The organism is Pseudomonas sp. AC463 (genome assembly GCF_979253585.1).
In genome coordinates this window covers 88941-106615 of the sequence record NZ_CEEDDZ010000019.1, presented here as the reverse complement: position 1 = coordinate 106615, position 17675 = coordinate 88941, and the positions used below count along the sequence as shown (strand labels likewise).

At 61.4% G+C, this 17675-nt stretch carries 20 protein-coding genes; 13 read left to right on the top strand and 7 right to left on the bottom strand.

The annotated features are described in order from the left end of the window. Positions 1-23: 23 nt before the first annotated feature. The 4 genes from yfiR (at position 24) to AC0IYH_RS22700 (ending at position 2699) form a co-directional block, all read left to right on the top strand. A complete protein-coding gene (gene yfiR, locus AC0IYH_RS22715) occupies positions 24-590 on the top strand; it encodes a regulatory sequestration protein YfiR (RefSeq protein WP_471836301.1) in 567 nt (188 codons plus the stop codon). Further along, the gene (gene dgcN / locus AC0IYH_RS22710) at positions 587-1849 is read left to right on the top strand and encodes a diguanylate cyclase DgcN/YfiN (RefSeq protein WP_122773563.1); all 1263 of its coding nucleotides are present in this window, start codon (positions 587-589) and stop codon (positions 1847-1849) included. The genes yfiR and dgcN overlap by 4 nt, the downstream gene beginning before the upstream one ends. Before the next feature lie 4 nt (positions 1850-1853). Next, positions 1854-2345, top strand: coding sequence for an outer membrane lipoprotein YfiB (yfiB, locus tag AC0IYH_RS22705; RefSeq protein ID WP_116630273.1), 492 nt, complete (start codon positions 1854-1856; stop codon positions 2343-2345). A 120-nt stretch (positions 2346-2465) separates the two neighbouring features. Then, on the top strand, positions 2466-2699 hold the full coding sequence (locus AC0IYH_RS22700) for a hypothetical protein (RefSeq protein WP_116630274.1): 234 nt from the start codon (positions 2466-2468) through the stop codon (positions 2697-2699). An 84-nt stretch (positions 2700-2783) separates the two neighbouring features. On the opposite strand, the gene AC0IYH_RS22695 is transcribed toward AC0IYH_RS22700, so the two are convergent. Then, positions 2784-3731: a LysR family transcriptional regulator gene (locus AC0IYH_RS22695; protein WP_116630275.1), complete on the bottom strand. Its 948-nt coding sequence runs from the start codon at positions 3729-3731 to the stop codon at positions 2784-2786. A 133-nt stretch (positions 3732-3864) separates the two neighbouring features. On the opposite strand from AC0IYH_RS22695, the gene AC0IYH_RS22690 reads away from it, so the two are divergent. From AC0IYH_RS22690 to AC0IYH_RS22675, 4 genes are all read left to right on the top strand, one after another. Further along, the gene (locus AC0IYH_RS22690) at positions 3865-5382 is read left to right on the top strand and encodes a CoA-acylating methylmalonate-semialdehyde dehydrogenase (RefSeq protein WP_116630276.1); all 1518 of its coding nucleotides are present in this window, start codon (positions 3865-3867) and stop codon (positions 5380-5382) included. Positions 5383-5397: 15 nt separating this feature from the next. Then, on the top strand, positions 5398-6282 hold the full coding sequence (gene mmsB, locus AC0IYH_RS22685) for a 3-hydroxyisobutyrate dehydrogenase (RefSeq protein WP_471836300.1): 885 nt from the start codon (positions 5398-5400) through the stop codon (positions 6280-6282). Positions 6283-6376: 94 nt separating this feature from the next. Further along, entirely contained in the window at positions 6377-6961 is a 585-nt protein-coding gene (locus tag AC0IYH_RS22680) for an N-acetyltransferase (RefSeq protein ID WP_471836298.1), read from the top strand. A gap of 39 nt (positions 6962-7000) precedes the next feature. Further along, complete coding sequence (locus AC0IYH_RS22675; protein ID WP_163821430.1) at positions 7001-7171, top strand: hypothetical protein; 171 nt, start codon at positions 7001-7003, stop codon at positions 7169-7171. A gap of 64 nt (positions 7172-7235) precedes the next feature. Here AC0IYH_RS22675 and AC0IYH_RS22670 read toward each other — a convergent pair whose 3' ends face one another. After that, positions 7236-7580: a cupin domain-containing protein gene (locus AC0IYH_RS22670; RefSeq protein WP_015885872.1), complete on the bottom strand. Its 345-nt coding sequence runs from the start codon at positions 7578-7580 to the stop codon at positions 7236-7238. Between the two features lie 379 nt (positions 7581-7959). Between AC0IYH_RS22670 and kynB the strand changes: the two genes are divergently transcribed. Continuing rightward, positions 7960-8610 (top strand): arylformamidase, encoded by a 651-nt coding sequence (gene kynB / locus AC0IYH_RS22665; protein ID WP_122773559.1) that lies wholly within the window; start codon positions 7960-7962, stop codon positions 8608-8610. Next, positions 8607-9464: a tryptophan 2,3-dioxygenase gene (gene kynA / locus AC0IYH_RS22660; RefSeq protein ID WP_116630279.1), complete on the top strand. Its 858-nt coding sequence runs from the start codon at positions 8607-8609 to the stop codon at positions 9462-9464. The genes kynB and kynA overlap by 4 nt, the downstream gene beginning before the upstream one ends. A gap of 41 nt (positions 9465-9505) precedes the next feature. On the opposite strand, the gene AC0IYH_RS22655 is transcribed toward kynA, so the two are convergent. Genes AC0IYH_RS22655 through antA form a run of 4 tightly spaced genes read right to left on the bottom strand, consistent with a single transcriptional unit; the run spans position 9506 to position 13870 of the window. Next, on the bottom strand, positions 9506-10906 hold the full coding sequence (locus tag AC0IYH_RS22655) for an amino acid permease (protein WP_116630280.1): 1401 nt from the start codon (positions 10904-10906) through the stop codon (positions 9506-9508). 57 nt (positions 10907-10963) lie between these two features. Continuing rightward, positions 10964-11971, bottom strand: a complete 1008-nt coding sequence (antC, locus tag AC0IYH_RS22650) for an anthranilate 1,2-dioxygenase electron transfer component AntC (protein ID WP_471836295.1) — start codon at positions 11969-11971, stop codon at positions 10964-10966. 16 nt (positions 11972-11987) lie between these two features. Then, positions 11988-12479, bottom strand: a complete 492-nt coding sequence (gene antB / locus AC0IYH_RS22645) for an anthranilate 1,2-dioxygenase small subunit (RefSeq protein WP_471836294.1) — start codon at positions 12477-12479, stop codon at positions 11988-11990. After that, on the bottom strand, positions 12479-13870 hold the full coding sequence (gene antA / locus AC0IYH_RS22640) for an anthranilate 1,2-dioxygenase large subunit (RefSeq protein ID WP_471836292.1): 1392 nt from the start codon (positions 13868-13870) through the stop codon (positions 12479-12481). The genes antB and antA overlap by 1 nt, the downstream gene beginning before the upstream one ends. Before the next feature lie 313 nt (positions 13871-14183). On the opposite strand from antA, the gene AC0IYH_RS22635 reads away from it, so the two are divergent. Beyond that, positions 14184-15176, top strand: coding sequence for an AraC family transcriptional regulator (locus AC0IYH_RS22635; RefSeq protein WP_471836290.1), 993 nt, complete (start codon positions 14184-14186; stop codon positions 15174-15176). A gap of 36 nt (positions 15177-15212) precedes the next feature. On the opposite strand, the gene AC0IYH_RS22630 is transcribed toward AC0IYH_RS22635, so the two are convergent. Then, on the bottom strand, positions 15213-16088 hold the full coding sequence (locus tag AC0IYH_RS22630; RefSeq protein ID WP_122773556.1) for a LysR family transcriptional regulator: 876 nt from the start codon (positions 16086-16088) through the stop codon (positions 15213-15215). 114 nt (positions 16089-16202) lie between these two features. On the opposite strand from AC0IYH_RS22630, the gene AC0IYH_RS22625 reads away from it, so the two are divergent. Both AC0IYH_RS22625 and catC read left to right on the top strand, forming a co-directional pair. After that, positions 16203-17330 (top strand): muconate cycloisomerase family protein, encoded by a 1128-nt coding sequence (locus AC0IYH_RS22625; protein WP_116630286.1) that lies wholly within the window; start codon positions 16203-16205, stop codon positions 17328-17330. A gap of 12 nt (positions 17331-17342) precedes the next feature. Then, positions 17343-17633 carry a muconolactone Delta-isomerase gene (gene catC / locus AC0IYH_RS22620; protein ID WP_029299901.1) on the top strand — a complete coding sequence of 97 codons (291 nt, stop codon included), beginning with the start codon at positions 17343-17345 and terminating at the stop codon, positions 17631-17633. Positions 17634-17675: the final 42 nt, after the last annotated feature.

The window sequence follows — 17675 nt, the reverse complement described above, 5'->3', positions numbered from 1 at the left end:
AAGACACCTGAGAGAATCGCTGCATGAACGTGGCTGTCTCATCCACAGAGCGTAGTTTGAGCTGGAGACACCTGCTGCTGATGGCGGTTCTGTGTCTGCTCGCACCTGACACTTTTGCCCTGGCCCCCAGCCCAGCCGACTCCCGCGCCCAGGCGGTGACCCAAGTGGTGCTGGGCATCCTCAGTTACGCGCGCTGGCCGGTAGAGCCTGTGCAACTGCGCCTGTGCATTGTCGGGCCGACCCAATACACCGACGACCTGGTCAAAGGCACCACCCAGGCCACCGGCCGCCCGGTGGAGGTGCAGCGCCTGCTGGCCGACAATCCCGATATCGCCAATGCCTGTGACGCCGTGTACATCGGCAAGCTCACCGGCGATGAACGCAGCCGTTTATTCGCCTCGCTGATCGGCCACCCGGTGCTCAGCATCAGTGAAGGCGGCGACCAGTGCACGGTGGGCAGCCTGTTCTGCCTGCGGGTGGCCGATGAGCAGGTGTCGTTCGAGGTCAACCTCGACTCGGTGGCGCGCAGCGGCGTGCGCATTCACCCCAGCGTGTTGCAACTTTCTCGCCGTCGGGCGCCCGCGCCATGACCATCCAGACTGTTCGCCCCACCCTGCGCTCGGTGATCGGCAGGGGGCATCTGATCCTCGCCCTGGTGGCCGTGACCCTGGCCAGCGTGTCCCTGACCCTGCTCGGCGTGCTGGCGCTGCGCGTGTATGCCGAGCACAACCTGCACCTGATCGCGCGCTCCATCAACTACACGGTGGAAGCGGCGGTGGTGTTCAACGACCGCGCGGCAGCCACCGAAGCGCTGAGCCTGATTGCCTCCACCGAAGAAGTCGCCGAGGCCGATGTGCTGGACGCCAATGGCAGGTTGCTGGCGCACTGGGCTCGGCCGGAAACCGGCGTGCTGTCACGGGTTGAGCTGCAACTGGCGCACGCGCTGCTCGAACAGCCGATCAGCCAGCCGATCCTGCACCAGGGGCGCACCGTCGGCAGCATCCACCTCACCGGGCACGGTGGCAGCCTGTTGCGCTTTCTGCTCAGCGGGCTGGCCGGGATTCTGGTCTGCACCGCCCTCAGTGCCTGGGTGGCCCTGCACTTGGCGCGACGCCTGCTGCGCGGCATCACCGGCCCGCTGCAAAGCCTCGCCGCCGTCGCCCACGCCGCCCGCAGCGAGCGCGACTTCGACCGCCGCGTGCCGCCGGCCCGCATCGCCGAACTCGACAGCCTGGGCAGCGACTTCAATGCGTTGCTCAGCGAAATGGAAGCCTGGCACAGCCACCTGCAAAGCGAGAACGAAACCCTCGCGCACCAGGCCAGCCACGACAGCCTCACCGGCTTGCCCAACCGCGCGTTCTTCGAGGGCCGCCTGATTCGCGCCCTGCGCAGCGCGGCCAAGGTCAACGAGCGGGTGGCGGTGCTGTTCCTCGACAGCGACCGTTTCAAAGACATCAACGACAACTTCGGCCACGCGGCCGGCGATGCGGTGCTGGTGGCCGTGGCCGACCGCGTGCGCGCGCAACTGCGCGACGATGACCTGGTGGCACGCCTGGGCGGCGATGAGTTCGCCGTGCTGCTGGCGCCGTTGCACAAGGCTGAAGATGCCCAGCGCATCGCAGACAAGATCATCGCCAGCATGGACACGCCGATTGACGTGCCCGGCAACACTCAGGTGTTGACCTCCCTCAGTATCGGCATCGCCCTCTACCCCGATCATGGCGCCACGCCCGGCACCTTGCTCAATGCTGCCGATGTGGCGATGTACCAGGCCAAGCGCTCGTCCCAGGGCGGCCAGCACACGGCGGCGCCGCAGAGCCCTGTCGTCAACGTACAACACAGGAGTTGATCCCTTGTTCTCGACTGCACGTTTTATGTTTATCACTTTGCTGCTGGCCTGCCTGGCCCTCGGCGGCTGCCAGAGCGCCCCGCCCAAAGGCCTGACCCCGGCGCAAGTGGCCGTGCTCAAACAACAAGGCTTTGAGCTGACCGACGAAGGCTGGGCGTTTGGGCTGTCCGGCAAAGTGCTGTTTGGCAGCGACGTCGAAACCCTCAACCAGCCCAGCACCGACATCGTCCAGCGCATCGGCAAGGCCCTGTTGGGCGTTGGCATCGAACGCGTGCGCGTCGACGGCCACACTGACGGCTCAGGTAAGGAAACCTACAACCAGCAACTGTCCCTGCGCCGCGCCAAAAGCGTGGCCACGGTATTGGTTGGTGTGGGCATGAAAGAACAAAACGTCCAACTGCGCGGCCTGGGCAGCAGCGAGCCGGTGGCGTCTAACGACACGGCGGCGGGGCGCACCGAGAACCGGCGCGTGTCGATAGTGGTGATGGCCGATTAAGCCGCCGTAGACACGGCGAGTGTTACCTCAGAGATACTTATCTGCCTGGGCGGAGGCTGCCTACAGTGGGCCTGTCAGTACCTTCGCTGACACAACTTCCGTCCAGATAGAGGTGACATCATGAGTATTGTAATTGTTGAAAAGAATCAGAACAGTGCACCCAATGACATTCAACTTCGAGGCGCCATTGAGGCCGGCGGCGGCGTTCTGGTCTCGGTAGAAGGAGACAACGCGTCGCGCACTGTCACGTTTACCGGCGAGATCAACCACACCGACTTTGAAAATAACCTCATCAATACGGTTCACGGCGCCAGGCGCACCAGCTGGAACTTTGTGTGGGGTGATGCAGGCTGAACCAGCTCGCCAGTTCCAATATGAAATGCAATCAAAGGTGGGAGGGGGCAAGCCCCTCCCACATTTTCAGTGTTCGCTTAACGTTTAATCCGCGAACGTTATCTCCCGCGTTTCCCCCATCAACAACCCCTGGTTCTGCTCCGTCACCTCGCGGATGTAATCCCACAACAACGTAATCCGTTTCAACTTCCTCAAGTCCTCCCGGCAGTACATCCAGAACTGCCGCGTAATCGCAATCTGCTCCCCCAACACCGGCAGCAATCGCGGATCCTGCGCCGCCAGAAAGCACGGCAATATCGCCATCGACCGGCCCTGCTGCGCGGCCACGTACTGGGCGATCACGCTGGTACTGCGCAAACTCGCGCTGGCGCCGGGCACTACGTTGGCCAGGTAGAGCAGCTCGGAGCTGAACGCCAGGTCATCCACATAGCTGATAAACGGATGCTCGGCCAAATCCGCCGGTTTGCGGATGGGCGGGTGCTGGTCGAGGTATTCCTGGGTCGCGTACAGCTGCAATTTGTAGTCGCACAGTTTGCAGCACACGTAAGGCCCGTGCTCGGGGCGTTCCAGGGCGATGACGATGTCGGCTTCGCGCTTGGACAGGCTGATGAAGTGGGGCAGGGGCAGGATGTCCACCGAGATGGCCGGGTAGGTGTCGACAAAGTGGCTCAGCTGCGGGGTGACGAAGAAGCTGCCGAACCCTTCGGTGCAGCCCATGCGCACGTGGCCGGACAGCGCCACGCCGGAGCCGGAGACCTGCTCGCAGGCCATGTGCAGGGTGCTTTCGATGGACTCCGCGTAACCCAGCAAACGCTGGCCTTCGGTGGTGAGCACAAAACCGTTGGTCCGGGATTTTTCGAACAGCAACGTGCCGAGTGACACTTCCAGCGAGCTGATGCGTCGCGACACCGTGGTGTAGTCCACCGCCAGGCGTTTGGCGGCCACGCTGGCCTTGCGAGTGCGAGCGACTTCGAGGAAAAACTTCAGGTCATCCCAGTTCAGGGAGCCCAATGATGTGATGTTTTTTTGCATATTGGACCGGCTTTTATGTGCGTTCTTATTAGAGATTTGCACATCTATACTCCAAAAACAGTCCGAACGCCTCATTCTTCAAGGCGATTCAACGCCTTGGTTCTCTAGCATAACTATAAGATTTGGAGACCACATGAACGCATCCGCCGATATTTCCGTGCAGCAGGTCAAGCTGCTGATCAACGGTGAATGGGTCGAGTCCAAGACCACCCAGTGGCAAGACATCGTCAACCCGGCCACCCAGCAAGTGCTGGCCAAAGTCCCTTTCGCCACCGCCGATGAAGTCAACGCCGCCATCGACGCCGCCCATACAGCCTTCCAGACCTGGAAGCTCACGCCGATCGGCGCGCGCATGCGCATCATGCTCAAGCTGCAAGCCTTGATCCGCGAACATTCCAAGCGCATTGCCGTAGTCCTCAGCGCCGAGCAGGGTAAGACCATTGCCGATGCCGAGGGCGATATTTTCCGTGGCCTGGAAGTGGTGGAACACGCGTGCTCCATCGGCACTTTACAGATGGGCGAGTTTGCGGAAAACGTCGCCGGTGGCGTCGACACCTACACCCTGCGCCAACCTATCGGCGTGTGTGCCGGCATTACCCCGTTCAACTTCCCGGCGATGATTCCGCTGTGGATGTTCCCGATGGCGATTGCCTGCGGTAACACCTTCGTCCTCAAGCCGTCCGAGCAAGACCCGCTGTCGACTATGTTGCTGGTGGAGCTGGCGCTGGAAGCCGGCGTGCCGCCTGGCGTGCTCAACGTGGTGCACGGCGGCAAGGATGTGGTGGATGCGCTGTGCACCCATAAAGACATCAAGGCCGTGTCCTTCGTCGGCTCGACCGCTGTTGGCACCCACGTGTACGACCTGGCCGGCAAACACGGCAAGCGCGTGCAATCGATGATGGGCGCCAAGAACCATGCGGTAGTGTTGCCGGATGCCAACCGTGAACACACCCTCAACGCGCTGGTCGGCGCCGGTTTTGGCGCGGCGGGCCAGCGGTGCATGGCCACCTCGGTGGTGGTGCTGGTGGGCGCGGCCAAGCAATGGCTGCCGGATCTGAAGGCGCTGGCGCAAAAGCTCAAGGTCAATGCGGGCAGCGAAGCCGGCACCGATGTCGGCCCGGTGATTTCCAAACGCGCCAAAGCGCGCATCCTGGAGCTGATCGAAAGCGGCGTGAAAGAAGGCGCCAAGCTCGAGCTGGATGGCCGCGACATCAAGGTGCCGGGCTTCGAGCAGGGCAATTTCGTGGGGCCGACCCTGTTCTCGGGCGTGACCACCGACATGCAGATCTACACCCAGGAAATCTTCGGTCCGGTGCTGGTGGTGCTGGAAGTGGCCACGCTGGATGAGGCCATCGCGCTGGTCAACGCCAACCCGTTCGGCAACGGCACCGGTCTGTTCACCCAAAGCGGTGCGGCGGCGCGTAAGTTCCAGAGCGAAATCGATGTAGGCCAGGTCGGCATCAACATCCCGATCCCGGTGCCGGTGCCGTTCTTCAGTTTCACCGGTTCGCGTGGCTCCAAGCTCGGCGACCTGGGCCCGTACGGCAAGCAAGTGGTGCAGTTCTACACCCAGACCAAAACCGTCACGAGCCGCTGGTTCGACGACGACACGGTCAACGATGGCGTCAACACCACCATCAACCTGCGCTGATTCCGGGAGACGACCATGAAGATCGCATTTATCGGCTTGGGCAACATGGGTGCGCCCATGGCCCGCAACCTGATCAAGGCCGGCCACGCGCTGAACCTGTTCGACCTGAACCAGGATGTGCTCAAGGAACTGGCCGAGCTGGGCGGCAGCATCAGCGACTCGCCGCGTGATGCCGCCCAAGGCGCCGAACTGGTGATTACCATGCTGCCGGCCGCGGCCCACGTTCGCGCCGTCTGGTTGAATGAAGACGGTGTGCTCGCCGGCATCGGCCAAGGCGTGCCGGCGGTGGATTGCAGCACCATCGACCCGCAGACCATCCGCGATGTGGCCGCCGCGGCGGCCAAACAGGGCGTGACCGTGGCCGACGCCCCGGTGTCCGGCGGCACTGGCGGCGCACAAGCCGGGACGTTGACCTTTATGGTCGGCGCCACCCCGGACCTGTTCGCCACCCTGCAACCGGTGCTGGCGCAAATGGGCCGCAACATCGTGCATTGCGGCGATGTGGGCACCGGGCAAATCGCCAAGATCTGCAACAACCTGTTGCTCGGCATCAGCATGGTCGGCGTCAGCGAAGCCATGGCCCTGGGCGATGCACTGGGCATCGACACCCAAGTGCTGGCGGGCATCATCAACAGCTCCACCGGGCGCTGCTGGAGTTCCGACACCTACAACCCCTGGCCGGGCGTGATCGAAACCGCGCCATCATCGCGTGGCTATACCGGTGGGTTTGGTGCCGACCTGATGCTCAAGGATTTGGGCCTGGCCACCGAAGCCGCACGCCAGGTTAAGCAACCGGTGATCCTCGGCGCCGTGGCCCAGCAGTTGTATCAATCGATGAGCCAGCGTGGGGAAGGGGGCAAGGACTTCTCGGCGATCATCAATAGCTATCGCAAGCCGTAACGCGAGCTTGCTCGAAAAAATTTGCGACCACCGCGTTCATTCTGAATGAACGCGGTGGCCTGAAAAGTCTTGAATTCATCCAGAACTCAAAGCCGTGTTCGATCTTGTTATGGTTTGCGCCGTTTTCAAGAATCTGATCGTTATGGCACGTCGCTACTCGAATTTTCTTAAATACCTGGTCTTCCAATCGCAATCGAGAAAGTCAGCATTGGCGGCTTTCGTTGAGCAATGGGCGCAATGGGGAGATCAGTCACTCGACGCTTCGAAAGTTCGCCTTGATGTCATTGATACCACGGCGATTGGGGCATTTAACCGCTGGGGAGGAGATAATCAATTTCCCTGGGAAGATGTTCCTGACTGGAAGGCGTTGGACGTCAAAGGGTTTGATTTGTCCATTTGGCATGATGAGCAGCTATGCGGCCTTTGTTATGCCACACCTCGCGACAGCAAAGTCACGATCAAAATCGTGCTCCTCGAAGGGAGCCCGGACAGTCAACATCCTTTGAAAGGCTTGATTGCTGCGCTTGCCCTTGGCTCCGTTGATGCCTATGCGCGTGTCATTGGTTGCTCATGCATCGAAATTCAAGAACCGCGGCCCGATGCCGTACCCACTTATGAGCGACTTGGCTTTGGGTTTGACGCCAGGCAACGCCTTGTGATTTCGGTCGAGCGCACCTAGTATTGGGCGCATACCCAAGGCTTACAGAGGCTTGATTTGATGAAAATGTCTCCCCGGAAAACCAATGCGCAACTGGTTGCGAGCTTTTCTGCCGAAGCTAAAAAACTCGGAGGATTGATGTCAGCTAACCAAAAAAGATTTTTCAGCGTTGCGATTGCGCATGGCAAAGACATGGAGCCTACAGGCCCCTTGGCTGGCGAGAGTCGCTAACCCATTCAAAAAAACCGCCTTCATGGGCGGTTTTTTTATTGAAGTGCGGTTGCGGATTACCCCCTCAAGCAAACACAAAATACTTACGCACCGTCTCGACCACTTCCCACGTGCCTTTCATCCCCGGTTCCACCACGAAGATATCCCCAGCCCGCAGGTGAATCGGCTCCATGCCTTCCGGGGTGATGATGCAGTAGCCTTCCTGGAAATGGCAGTATTCCCACTTCACGTAGTCCACGTACCACTTGCCCGGTGTGCAGATCCAGGTGCCCATGATCTTGCTGCCGTCTTCGCTGGTATAGGCGTTGAGGTTGACGGTGTGCGGGTCGCCTTCGAGCTTTTCCCATTTGCAGGCATCCAGGACCGGCAAAGGGTGGGTGTCGCGCAGTACGGTGATGGGCTTGGACATGATGTCTCCGAGGCAGGGGAACGAGAGTTGAACCCTATAGCGTCGAGGTGCGCGCCGGTGGTCTGAACTCGACATCTGGATGCCCAGAAGCGCAGGTGAATGCAATCCCCCAGGCCCAGTGCAGTCCATGTGGGAGGGGCGGTGCGACGATTCGACTTGCCCCCGATAGCTGAGTGTCGGCTGGCACAGGTGTCCACTGACCCACCGCTATCGGGGGCAAGCCCCCTCCCACATTGATTCTCGTACGGCAGTTCCGAGCGCGAATCAGCCATTTCCTCGCAGTAAGTGCGAAAGATTTCGCGCTTGGCGCAGGAATTCGCAAGAAAATTCGCAGCAGGCCCTCGTATCATTCACCCCAGTACCGACCGAGAGCCTTGAAATGAACCCAATAAAAACGTGGTGGGATATCAGCCCGCCCTTGAGCGCGGCGACCCCGACCTGGCCGGGGGATACGCCGTTTCAGGAAGAGCGTGTGTGGCAGTTCGGCCCCGAGTGCCCTGTGAATGTGGGGCGCGTGACCTTGTCGCCGCACACCGGCGCCCACGTGGACGCGCCGCTGCATTACAGCGCCGACGGCGCGCCGATTGGCGAGGTGTCGCTGGATGTGTACATGGGCCCATGTCGCGTGTTGCATTGCCTGGGCAGTGGCGCGCTGGTGCAGCCACATCAACTGCAAGGCCGTGTGGATAACCTGCCGGAGCGCGTGCTGCTGCGCACTTATCCACAAGCGCCGTTGACGCAATGGGATTCGAATTTCACCGCCATCGCGCCGCAAACCATTGAGCTGCTTGCCAGCCTGGGCGTGCGTTTGATCGGGATCGATACACCCTCGCTGGACCCGCAACAGTCCAAGACCATGGATTCGCACAACGCCGTGGCGCGCCATGGCATGGCGATTCTCGAAGGCATCGTGCTCGATGACGTCCCCGAGGGCGACTACGAACTGATCGCGCTGCCACTGCGCTTTGCCAACCTCGACGCGAGCCCTGTGCGCGCCATTCTCCGCCCGCTCAAGGAGCCCACGCGATGAGCCAGTGTCCCTTTTCTCCCGATTATCAGCCGCCCGAAGAATGGCATAACGCCGAGCTGAATTTCTCCGAGTCCATGAGCTACGGCGACTACCTGGACCTGGGCAAAGTGCTCAGCGCCCAGCACCCGCTGTCGCCGGACCACAACGAGATGCTGTTCATCATCCAGCACCAGACCTCCGAGCTGTGGATGAAGCTGATGCTCCACGAACTCAAGGCCGCCCGTGAACACGTGCGCCTGGGTGAGCTGGCGCCGGCGTTCAAGATGCTGGCGCGGGTGTCGCGGATTTTCGACCAACTGGTGCACGCCTGGGCAGTGCTGGCGACCATGACGCCGTCGGAATACAAGGCGATCCGCCCGTTCCTGGGGCAGTCGTCGGGGTTCCAGTCGTTCCAGTACCGTGAGATCGAATTTATTCTCGGCAATAAAAGCGCGGCGCTGTTGCGGCCGCACGCCCACCGGCCCGAGTTGCTGAACGAGTTGAAAGTGGCGATTGCCACGCCGTCGCTGTATGACGAGGCGGTCAACCTGATGGCCAAGGCGGGGCTGGCGATTGACCCGGCGCGCGCCGAACGCGACCCGACGGCCGCCACGGTGCACGATGAATCCGTGGAGGCGGCGTGGCGCGAGGTGTATCGCGACCCGAGTCGGTATTGGGATTTGTATCAGTTGGCCGAGAAGTTTATCGACCTGGAGGACTCGTTCCGCCAGTGGCGCTTCCGGCATGTGACTACGGTGGAGCGGATTATCGGCTTCCAGCCCGGCACCGGCGGTACTGAAGGCGTGGGGTATTTGCGCAAGATGCTCGACACGGTGCTGTTCCCAGAGCTGTGGCGAGTGCGTTCTACCCTGTAAATGCAATCAAATGTGGGAGGGGGCAAGCCCCTCCCACAGGGTTACTGCGCTACGGCTACTTTCGCGTTTCTGACCCGCAACCGGTAGGCAACATAGATAACCCCCACCCACACCGGCATCGCATACACCGACTCGCGAATACCCGGGATCGCCAGCATCACGCTGATGATCATCAGCATGAACGCCAGGCACAGGTAGTTGCTGAACGGGAACCAGAAGGTCTTGAAGAGCGGGGTCACGCCTTGCTCGCCCATGGCCTTGCGGAACTTGATGTGGGTGATGCTGATCAGCGCCCAGTTGATCATCAGCGAAGCAACCACCAGCGCAAACAGCAGCTCCAGCGCGCTCTGCGGTGCCACGTAGTTGACCACCACGCAGAGCATCGTCACCAGGGCCGAAATCGCCAGGGCACGCAGCGGTACGCCTTGCTTGTTGAGCTTCATCAGCGCCTTGGGCGCGTCGCCTTGCTCGGCCAGGCCGAACAGCATGCGGCTGTTGCAGTACACGCCGCTGTTGTACACCGACAGCGCCGCGGTCAGCACCACGAAGTTGAGGATGTGCGCAGCGGTGTCGTTACCGATCAGCGAGAAGATCTGCACAAACGGACTGCCGCTGTAGGCATCGCCCGAGGCGCCGAGGGTTTGCAGCAACTGGTCCCACGGGTACAGCGCCAACAGCACGGTCAGTGCGCCCACGTAGAAAATCAGGATGCGGTACACCACCTGGTTGATCGCCTTGGGGATCACCTTGCGCGGCTCGCTGGCCTCGGCGGCGGTGATGCCCACCAGTTCCAGGCCACCGAACGAGAACATGATGAAGGCCATCGCCATCAACAGCCCCATGCCGCCATTGGGGAAGAACCCGCCGTGGCTCCACAGGTTGCTGATCGAGGCTTGCGGGCCGCCGGTGCCGCTGAACAGCAGGTAGCAGCCGAGTACGATCATGCCGACAATCGCCACTACCTTGATGATCGCGAACCAGAACTCGGCCTCACCGAAGAACTTCACGTTCAGGGTGTTGATCAGGTTCACCGCCACGAAAAACACCAGTGCGCTGACCCAGGTCGGGATTTCCGGCCACCAGAACTGGATGTACTTGCCCACGGCCGTCAGTTCGGCCATGCCTACCAGCACGTAGAGCACCCAGTAGTTCCAGCCCGCCAGGAAGCCTGCGTAGCCGCCCCAGTATTTGTGCGCGAAATGGCTGAAGGAGCCGGCCACCGGCTCCTCGACGATCATTTCGCCGAGCTGGCGCATGATCAGGAACGCGATAAAACCGGCGATCGCGTAGCCCAGGATCATCGACGGCCCCGCCGACTTGAGCACCCCGGCCGAGCCGAGGAACAGCCCCGTACCAATCGCCCCTCCCAAGGCGATCAGCTGAATATGCCGGTTCTTCAGGCCACGCTTGAGGCCTACCGGGTTAACCATGTCATCCGCCATTAACATTCCCTTCTACTTGTATTTCTCTGGGTTGAGCCCATCAGAAGTGCTGAGGGGTCAGATATTACTCTGCGTAAACTTTTCGTAATACAGCTGAACGCCATCAAGTGCCTGATCCGCCAGCCATTGTTGGATCGATTCGACCATCGGCGGGGGCCCGCACAGGTACATATCCGCCGATGTGTCCCGCAATTCGGCCAGGTCGAAATGCTCGGTGAGGTAACCGCGCTTGCCGGGCCAGTCTGCCGAGGGCGCGCTGAGCACTTCGGTGTAGCGAAAGCCCGGGATTGCCCGGCCATAGGCCTGGATGCGCGCCGCCTCGCACAAGTCCTCGGCACCGCGCACGCCGTAATAGAGGTGCACGGGCTGCTCGCAGCCATTGGCGACCAGTTCATCGAGCATGCCCAGCAGGGCCGACAGCCCGGTGCCGCCCGCCACCAGCACCAGCGGTTTGGTCACGTGGCGCAGGTAGAACGCACCCAGCGGCGCCTCCAGCAGCAGTTCATCACCGACCTGGCAGCGCTCGCGCAGGTAGTTGCTCATCACCCCATCCGGCAGCAGGCGGATGAGGAATTGCAACTGATGGCCCGGCAGGTTGGCGAAGGAGTACGAGCGCCAACTGTCGGTGCCGGGCACCGACAGCCGCGCATATTGGCCGGGCAGGAAATCCAGCGCCTGGTCCACCTGCACCTGCAGGATCGCCGTGCTGGCCGACACCTGCTGCACTGCGCTCACCATGCCGCGCACCTGCACCGGGCCCGGCGCGTTGCACAGGCTGGAATCGAAGTCGAAGTAGAACGCGGCGTCGGACTGCACGCGGGTCTGGCAACTGAGCATCTTGCGCTGTTGCAGGTCGAGGCTGGAGAGGGCTTCCTCATCCACATAATCCTGGGTGTAATCGCCCGACTCGCAACGCCCCTGGCACGTGCCGCACACACCTTCGCGGCAATCCAGCGGGATTTTGATGCCATTGCGCAGCGCCGCGTCCAGCAGGATTTCATTCGCGCCCACCGGGAAAAACAGGGTCTTGCCATCGGCAAAGCTGAAGGCCACTTTGTGATTCATCTGAAAGCTCCGGTGCCTAAAGGTGATAGAAATCCAGCACCGAGTTGATGGTGTCGTTGAGCAGCAAGGCGTGTTTGCGGGTGATCAGCCAGCTGTCGCCATCAGGCTTGAGGGTGTAGGTGGCAGGCCCGTAAAACTGCTCCGACGTGGCCAGGCGATAAAACAGCGTGTGCCAGTTCACCTTCACCTCCAGGGTGCCGTCTGCCTGTTCGGCGATGCGCACGTTGTTGATCAGGTGTAAGGTGCGCGGCATCGGCGTGGCCGACGCGGCCTTGCCGGTGCGCAGGCGGAAGATGCGGTCTTCCAGGCCCGAGCGGTTGGCGTAGTAGATCAGCGACATCTCGCGCTTGGGGTCGCGGGTGTACACGTGCTCCGAATCCCACTGCGGCAGGTGGAACTCACTCTGCGGGTCGAACAGCTGCACGTAGGCGTCCCAGTCTTGGGCGTCGCACAGTTCGGATTTACGGTAGAAGAACTGCTCGATCTGGTACTGCAATTGGGCATTCATCATTCCACCTCCCGCAGGATCAGCGCTTGGCGGTCCAGGCCCTTGAGCAGGAATTGCTGCCAGTTACGGTGCTGGTTGACGTACAGGCCTTCATGGGTGAATTCGGTGCCGGTCATGGCTGGTGTAATGCCGATGGCTTCGCTGTTCGGCGTGGGCCCTGTTTCCCAGCGATGGCTGCCACGGGAGATATCGCTCCAGCGTTCAAGCCTGCCCTGGAAACCGCGCTGGGCTTCGCGAAATTCCACCAGGTCATCCGGCGTGCCCATGCCCGAAACGTTGAAAAAATCCTCGAACTGGCGAATGCGGTTTTCGCGGTCGGCGTCGGACTCGCCCTTGACCCCCAGGCACTGGCTGATGATCTCGGTCTTGTTCCACGCCACGGGGCGGATGATGCGCAGCTGCGAGCTGATCTGGTCGAGGAAGAACAGGCTCGGGTAAATGTTCAGGTTGCGCAGGCGGTGCATCATCCACTCGGCTTTTGGCTGGCCGTGCTCGGCCACCAGGCGCGGCATGATGGTGGCGTAGCCGGAGCGTACGCTGGGGTTGGGCATGTCACTGAACAACAGGCTGTGGCCGTTGTTGAAGGCAAACCAGCCGTCATCGGTATTCGCGTCGCCGGCGCCGAGCTTGCTGTAGTCCAGGGTGCTGCCGGCGCCGGTGCCGTTCTCGGTGTTCACCTGCTGGCGATGCTGCACCGTGGCCACGTAGTTGTAGTGCACGGTACTGACGTGATAACCGTCCAGGCCGTTTTCGTTTTGCAGCTTCCAGTTGCCGTCGTAGGTGTAGGCGGATTTACCCGGCAGCACTTCCAGCTCACCGGTGGCCGACTGCGCGACCATCATGTCGAAGAACACTTTGGCGTCGCCGAGGAAGTCCTCGAGGCTGTCGCTGCCGTTGACGTCGAGGCTGATGAAGACGAAGCCCTTGTAGCTGTCGATGCGGGCTTTTTTCAGGCCGCGCGTGGCTTTGTCGAACCCGTCCGGGTATTCCCCCGGCGCCTTGACCTTCACCAGCCGGCCGTCACTCTTGTAGCACCAGGCGTGGAACGGGCAGGTAAAGGTCGACTGGTTGCCCTTGCCCACGCGGGTGAGGGTGGTGCCGCGATGCTGGCAGGCGTTGATCAACGCATTGAGCCGGCCCTCGCCGTCGCGGGTGATGATCATCGGCTGGCGCCCGGCGCGCATCGTTACGAAGTCGTGGTTATTGGCCAGTTCGCTTTCGTGGCAGGCGTAGATCCAGTTTTTCTCGAAGATCAGTTCCATCTCCAGGTCGAACAGCTGCGGCTCGGTGAACATGTCGCGGGCGATGCGGAACACTTCATCGGCGGGGCGAAAATCCAGGCAGCTTTCGATAAAACTTTTCCATTGCTCGACGCTTCTTGCACCACTCATGGGAGGCACCTTGGGTTAATGGCTAAACGGGTAGGCCATTAAGAGGCTGCGACGCGGTGGCGGGCTATCCGCTTAGTGGGGGAAGGTGGGCCGGATAATTGGGCAGCAACTACCCAATACGGTGCGACGCGGTGACGTGTTGCGCTACTGTCTTCCCAGGCTGCTGTAGGAATGGTCGTGTTCTTATCCACATAGTCGGCCGTTGCTATCCACCCCGTTGCATTTGTGCCGGCGTGGCGTAGAACTTGCTGTTCAACAACAATAACGACGCGCCGTCAGAGCGCGCGAAGCCTAACCGCCGTGGGTGCCCCTGATGAGTAGCCATACACGCGATATCCAGATTCAACGCTTCGACCTGGAAGGCGCCCGCAGCTGGATGTCCGGCATCTGCGGGCCGCACCGCCTGGCGACGGCCACGCCCGAGCGCTTGCGCTTCAACCACAGCGCCAATGTGTTCAAGTCCCGGGCCACCACCCTGGGCGTGATCGAATACGGCACTGATGTGACCATCGATATCGAAGACGCCGAGCAGTTCAGCAGCTACAGCCTGAGCCTGCCGCTGGTGGGCGAACAGGAACTGAGCCGTAACGGCGAGCGCCTGAGTTCCAACCGCGATCAGGGCGTGATCATCTCGCCCAACGAACACCAGGTGCTGGAGATTTCCGGCGATTGCCGCAAGCTGCAGGTGGTGATCACGCGGGCGGCCATGAGTGAATCACTGGAGGGTTTGCTGCAACGGCCGATCGAGGCGCCGCTGCGCTTTGAGTCGGTGATGGACGCGGTGGACGGCGCGTCGGCGTCGTGGTGGCGCATGGCGCGCTACTTCATCGCCGAGCTGGAACGCAGCAGCGAATTGTATGAACAGGCGGCCTTTACCCGCGACCTGGAAAGCTCGCTGATCAAGGGGCTGATCCTCGCCCAGCCGAATAACTATTCCGAAGAATTGCGCGATGTGCTCGGCGTGAAGCTGCCGCACTATCTGGTCCGCGCGCGGCAGTACATCCACGACAACGCCCGCGAGGCCGTGCACCTGGAAGATTTGGAGGCCGCTACCGGGGTTTCGCGGTTCAAGCTGTTCGATGCGTTTCGCAAATACTTTGCGCTGTCGCCCATGGCTTACCTGAAGAAGCACCGGTTGGGTGGCGTGCGTCAGGAAATTCTTGAGCAGGGCTCGATTCGAACCATTTCCGAGATTGCCCTGGGCTGGGGGTTTACGCATTTGGGGCGGTTTTCGGCGGAGTACAGAAAGCTCTTTGATGAATCCCCCAGCCAGACCCTGCAGCGCAACCGCCTGCGCAGTCTCTGATCCTGATGAAGATAAAAATGTGTTGTTTGCGAGGTCTCAGATCAACTCTTCAACCAGCTGCAAACAATGACTCAGCCCCGGCGACTGATCATTCACCCGCCGGCTCAGAATGATCGGCGAAGTCGCCGTCGCTTCCACCACCGGCGTATAGCCGATATCCGCACGGTGCAGCACCTGCACCGACGCCGGCACCAGCGTCACACCCATGCCCGCGCCGACCAGGCCGATGGCGGTTTGCAGTTCGTTGGTCCACTGCGCCACCTTGAGGCTCAAGCCATGGGCGTCGAACAGCGCGATTACATGGTCTGCGTAGCTCGGCCGTGGGTTGCCCGGGTACAGCACAAACGGTTCGGCGGCCAGTTGGGCGAGGGTGGCGGGGGCGTCGAGCAGCGGGTGGCCGGCGGGCAGTACGGCCACCAACCGGTCTTCGACCAGCACGCGCTGGACGATGGCCGGGTCGTCGATACGAATGCGCCCGAAACCCACATCAATGCGCCCGGCCTTGAGCGCTTCGACCTGCTGCAAGGTGGTCATTTCCGACAGGCCCAACTCCAGCTCGAGGGTGTCGTGGTTGCGCAGCCGGCGAATCAGCTCGGGCAGCACGCCGTACAGGGTCGACGGCGCAAAGCCGATGCCCAGCCAGGTCTTCTCGCCCTGGCCGATACGGCGGGTGCTGTCGCAGACTTTGTTGAGTTGTTCGAGCAGCACATTGGCGTGCTCATAAAAAAACCGCCCGGCCTCGGTCAGCCGCAACGGGCGGCCACGCTCGAGCAAAATCACCCCCAACTCATCTTCCAATTGCTGGATCTGCCGGCTCAACGGCGGCTGGGCGATGTGCAGGCGTTCGGCGGCGCGGGTGAAGTTGAGGGTTTCCCCCAGTACCTGGAAATAGCGCAGGTGACGCAGTTCCATGACGGCTCCTTTCATACCTTGAGGGTATTGCGTGAGACTAATTCTATATTGGCCGCCTGGAAAGATGCGGGACAAAATCGGCTCAAACCTATAAAGAACCCAACGGGTATTGCCATGCCGATTTGCGCCATCGAGTCGATCGACACCATCATCGTCGACCTCCCCACCATCCGCCCGCACAAGCTGGCGATGCACACGATGCAAAACCAGACCCTGGTAATCATCCGCGTGCGTTGCGCCGACGGCATCGAAGGCATTGGTGAGTCCACCACCATCGGTGGCCTGAGCTACGGCAATGAAAGCCCCGACAGCATCAAGATCAATATCGACCGGCATTTTGCGCCGCTGCTGGTTGGCCAGGATGCGAGCAATATCAACGCCGCCATGTTGCGCCTGGAGCGCAGCATTCGCGGCAACACTTTTGCCAAGTCCGGTATCGAAAGCGCCTTGCTCGATGCCTTGGGCAAACGCCTGAACCTGCCGGTGAGTGAACTGCTCGGCGGCCGCGTGCGTGATGCCTTGCCGGTGGCCTGGACCCTGGCCAGCGGCAACACCGAGCAAGACATTGCCGAAGCCGAAAAGATGCTCGACCTGCGGCGCCACCGCATCTTTAAACTCAAGATCGGCGCGGGTGAAGTCAGCCGCGACCTGGCCCATGTGATCGCGATCAAAAAGGCCTTGGGCGACCGCGCGAGTGTGCGCGTCGACGTCAACCAGGCCTGGGACGAAGCCGTGGCCCTGCGTGCCTGCAAGGTGCTGGGCGACAACGGTATCGACCTGATCGAACAACCGATCTCGCGCAACAACCGTGGCGGCATGGCGCGGCTGAACCTGTCGAGCCCGGCGCCGATCATGGCCGACGAATCCATCGAATGTGTGGAGGACGCGTTCAACCTGGCCCGCGAAGGCGCGGCCTCGGTGTTCGCCCTCAAGATCGCCAAGAACGGCGGCCCCCGCGCGGTGTTGCGCACGGCGGCGATTGCCGAGGCGGCGGGCATCGGCCTGTACGGCGGCACCATGCTTGAAGGTGGCATCGGCACCCTGGCCTCGGCGCATGCCTTCCTGACCTTGAACAAGCTGGCCTGGGACACCGAGCTGTTCGGCCCGCTGCTGCTGACCGAAGACATCCTCACCGAGCCGCCGCTTTACCGGGATTTCCAGTTGCATGTTTCCACTTTGCCGGGCCTGGGCCTGGCCATCGATGAAGAGCGCCTGGCGTTCTTCCGTCGTGACAAACACTAAGAGGCGCCTGCCATGTTGTTCCACGTAAAAATGACCGTGAACCTGCCCGTCGACATGAACCCCGAGCGCGCCGCCGCCCTCAAGGCCGACGAGAAAGCCCTGGCGCAGCGCCTGCAAGCCCAGGGCAAATGGCGCCACCTGTGGCGCATCGCCGGGCTCTACGCCAACTACAGCGTGTTCGACGTCGACAGTGTGCAGGAACTGCATGACCTGCTGATGCAACTGCCGCTTTACCCCTACATGGCGATTGAAGTGAACGCCCTGTGCCGGCACCCTTCGTCGATCCATGAGGACGACCGCTGAGCCTGTTTTTGCACCTGATAATTACAAGATGAGGATTGCATC

Excerpts from the sequence above, each read along its gene's own strand:
- yfiR (WP_471836301.1), top strand. The coding sequence starts at position 24 with ATGAACGTGGCTGTCTCATCCACAGAGCGTAGTTTGAGCTGGAGACAC.
- dgcN (WP_122773563.1), top strand. The coding sequence starts at position 587 with ATGACCATCCAGACTGTTCGCCCCACCCTGCGCTCGGTGATCGGCAGG.
- AC0IYH_RS22700 (WP_116630274.1), top strand. The coding sequence starts at position 2,466 with ATGAGTATTGTAATTGTTGAAAAGAATCAGAACAGTGCACCCAATGAC.
- AC0IYH_RS22695 (WP_116630275.1), bottom strand. The coding sequence starts at position 3,731 with ATGCAAAAAAACATCACATCATTGGGCTCCCTGAACTGGGATGACCTG.
- AC0IYH_RS22690 (WP_116630276.1), top strand. The coding sequence starts at position 3,865 with ATGAACGCATCCGCCGATATTTCCGTGCAGCAGGTCAAGCTGCTGATC.
- mmsB (WP_471836300.1), top strand. The coding sequence starts at position 5,398 with ATGAAGATCGCATTTATCGGCTTGGGCAACATGGGTGCGCCCATGGCC.
- AC0IYH_RS22675 (WP_163821430.1), top strand. The coding sequence starts at position 7,001 with ATGAAAATGTCTCCCCGGAAAACCAATGCGCAACTGGTTGCGAGCTTT.
- AC0IYH_RS22670 (WP_015885872.1), bottom strand. The coding sequence starts at position 7,580 with ATGTCCAAGCCCATCACCGTACTGCGCGACACCCACCCTTTGCCGGTC.
- kynB (WP_122773559.1), top strand. The coding sequence starts at position 7,960 with ATGAACCCAATAAAAACGTGGTGGGATATCAGCCCGCCCTTGAGCGCG.
- kynA (WP_116630279.1), top strand. The coding sequence starts at position 8,607 with ATGAGCCAGTGTCCCTTTTCTCCCGATTATCAGCCGCCCGAAGAATGG.
- AC0IYH_RS22655 (WP_116630280.1), bottom strand. The coding sequence starts at position 10,906 with ATGGCGGATGACATGGTTAACCCGGTAGGCCTCAAGCGTGGCCTGAAG.
- antC (WP_471836295.1), bottom strand. The coding sequence starts at position 11,971 with ATGAATCACAAAGTGGCCTTCAGCTTTGCCGATGGCAAGACCCTGTTT.
- antB (WP_471836294.1), bottom strand. The coding sequence starts at position 12,479 with ATGAATGCCCAATTGCAGTACCAGATCGAGCAGTTCTTCTACCGTAAA.
- antA (WP_471836292.1), bottom strand. The coding sequence starts at position 13,870 with ATGAGTGGTGCAAGAAGCGTCGAGCAATGGAAAAGTTTTATCGAAAGC.
- AC0IYH_RS22635 (WP_471836290.1), top strand. The coding sequence starts at position 14,184 with ATGAGTAGCCATACACGCGATATCCAGATTCAACGCTTCGACCTGGAA.
- AC0IYH_RS22630 (WP_122773556.1), bottom strand. The coding sequence starts at position 16,088 with ATGGAACTGCGTCACCTGCGCTATTTCCAGGTACTGGGGGAAACCCTC.
- AC0IYH_RS22625 (WP_116630286.1), top strand. The coding sequence starts at position 16,203 with ATGCCGATTTGCGCCATCGAGTCGATCGACACCATCATCGTCGACCTC.
- catC (WP_029299901.1), top strand. The coding sequence starts at position 17,343 with ATGTTGTTCCACGTAAAAATGACCGTGAACCTGCCCGTCGACATGAAC.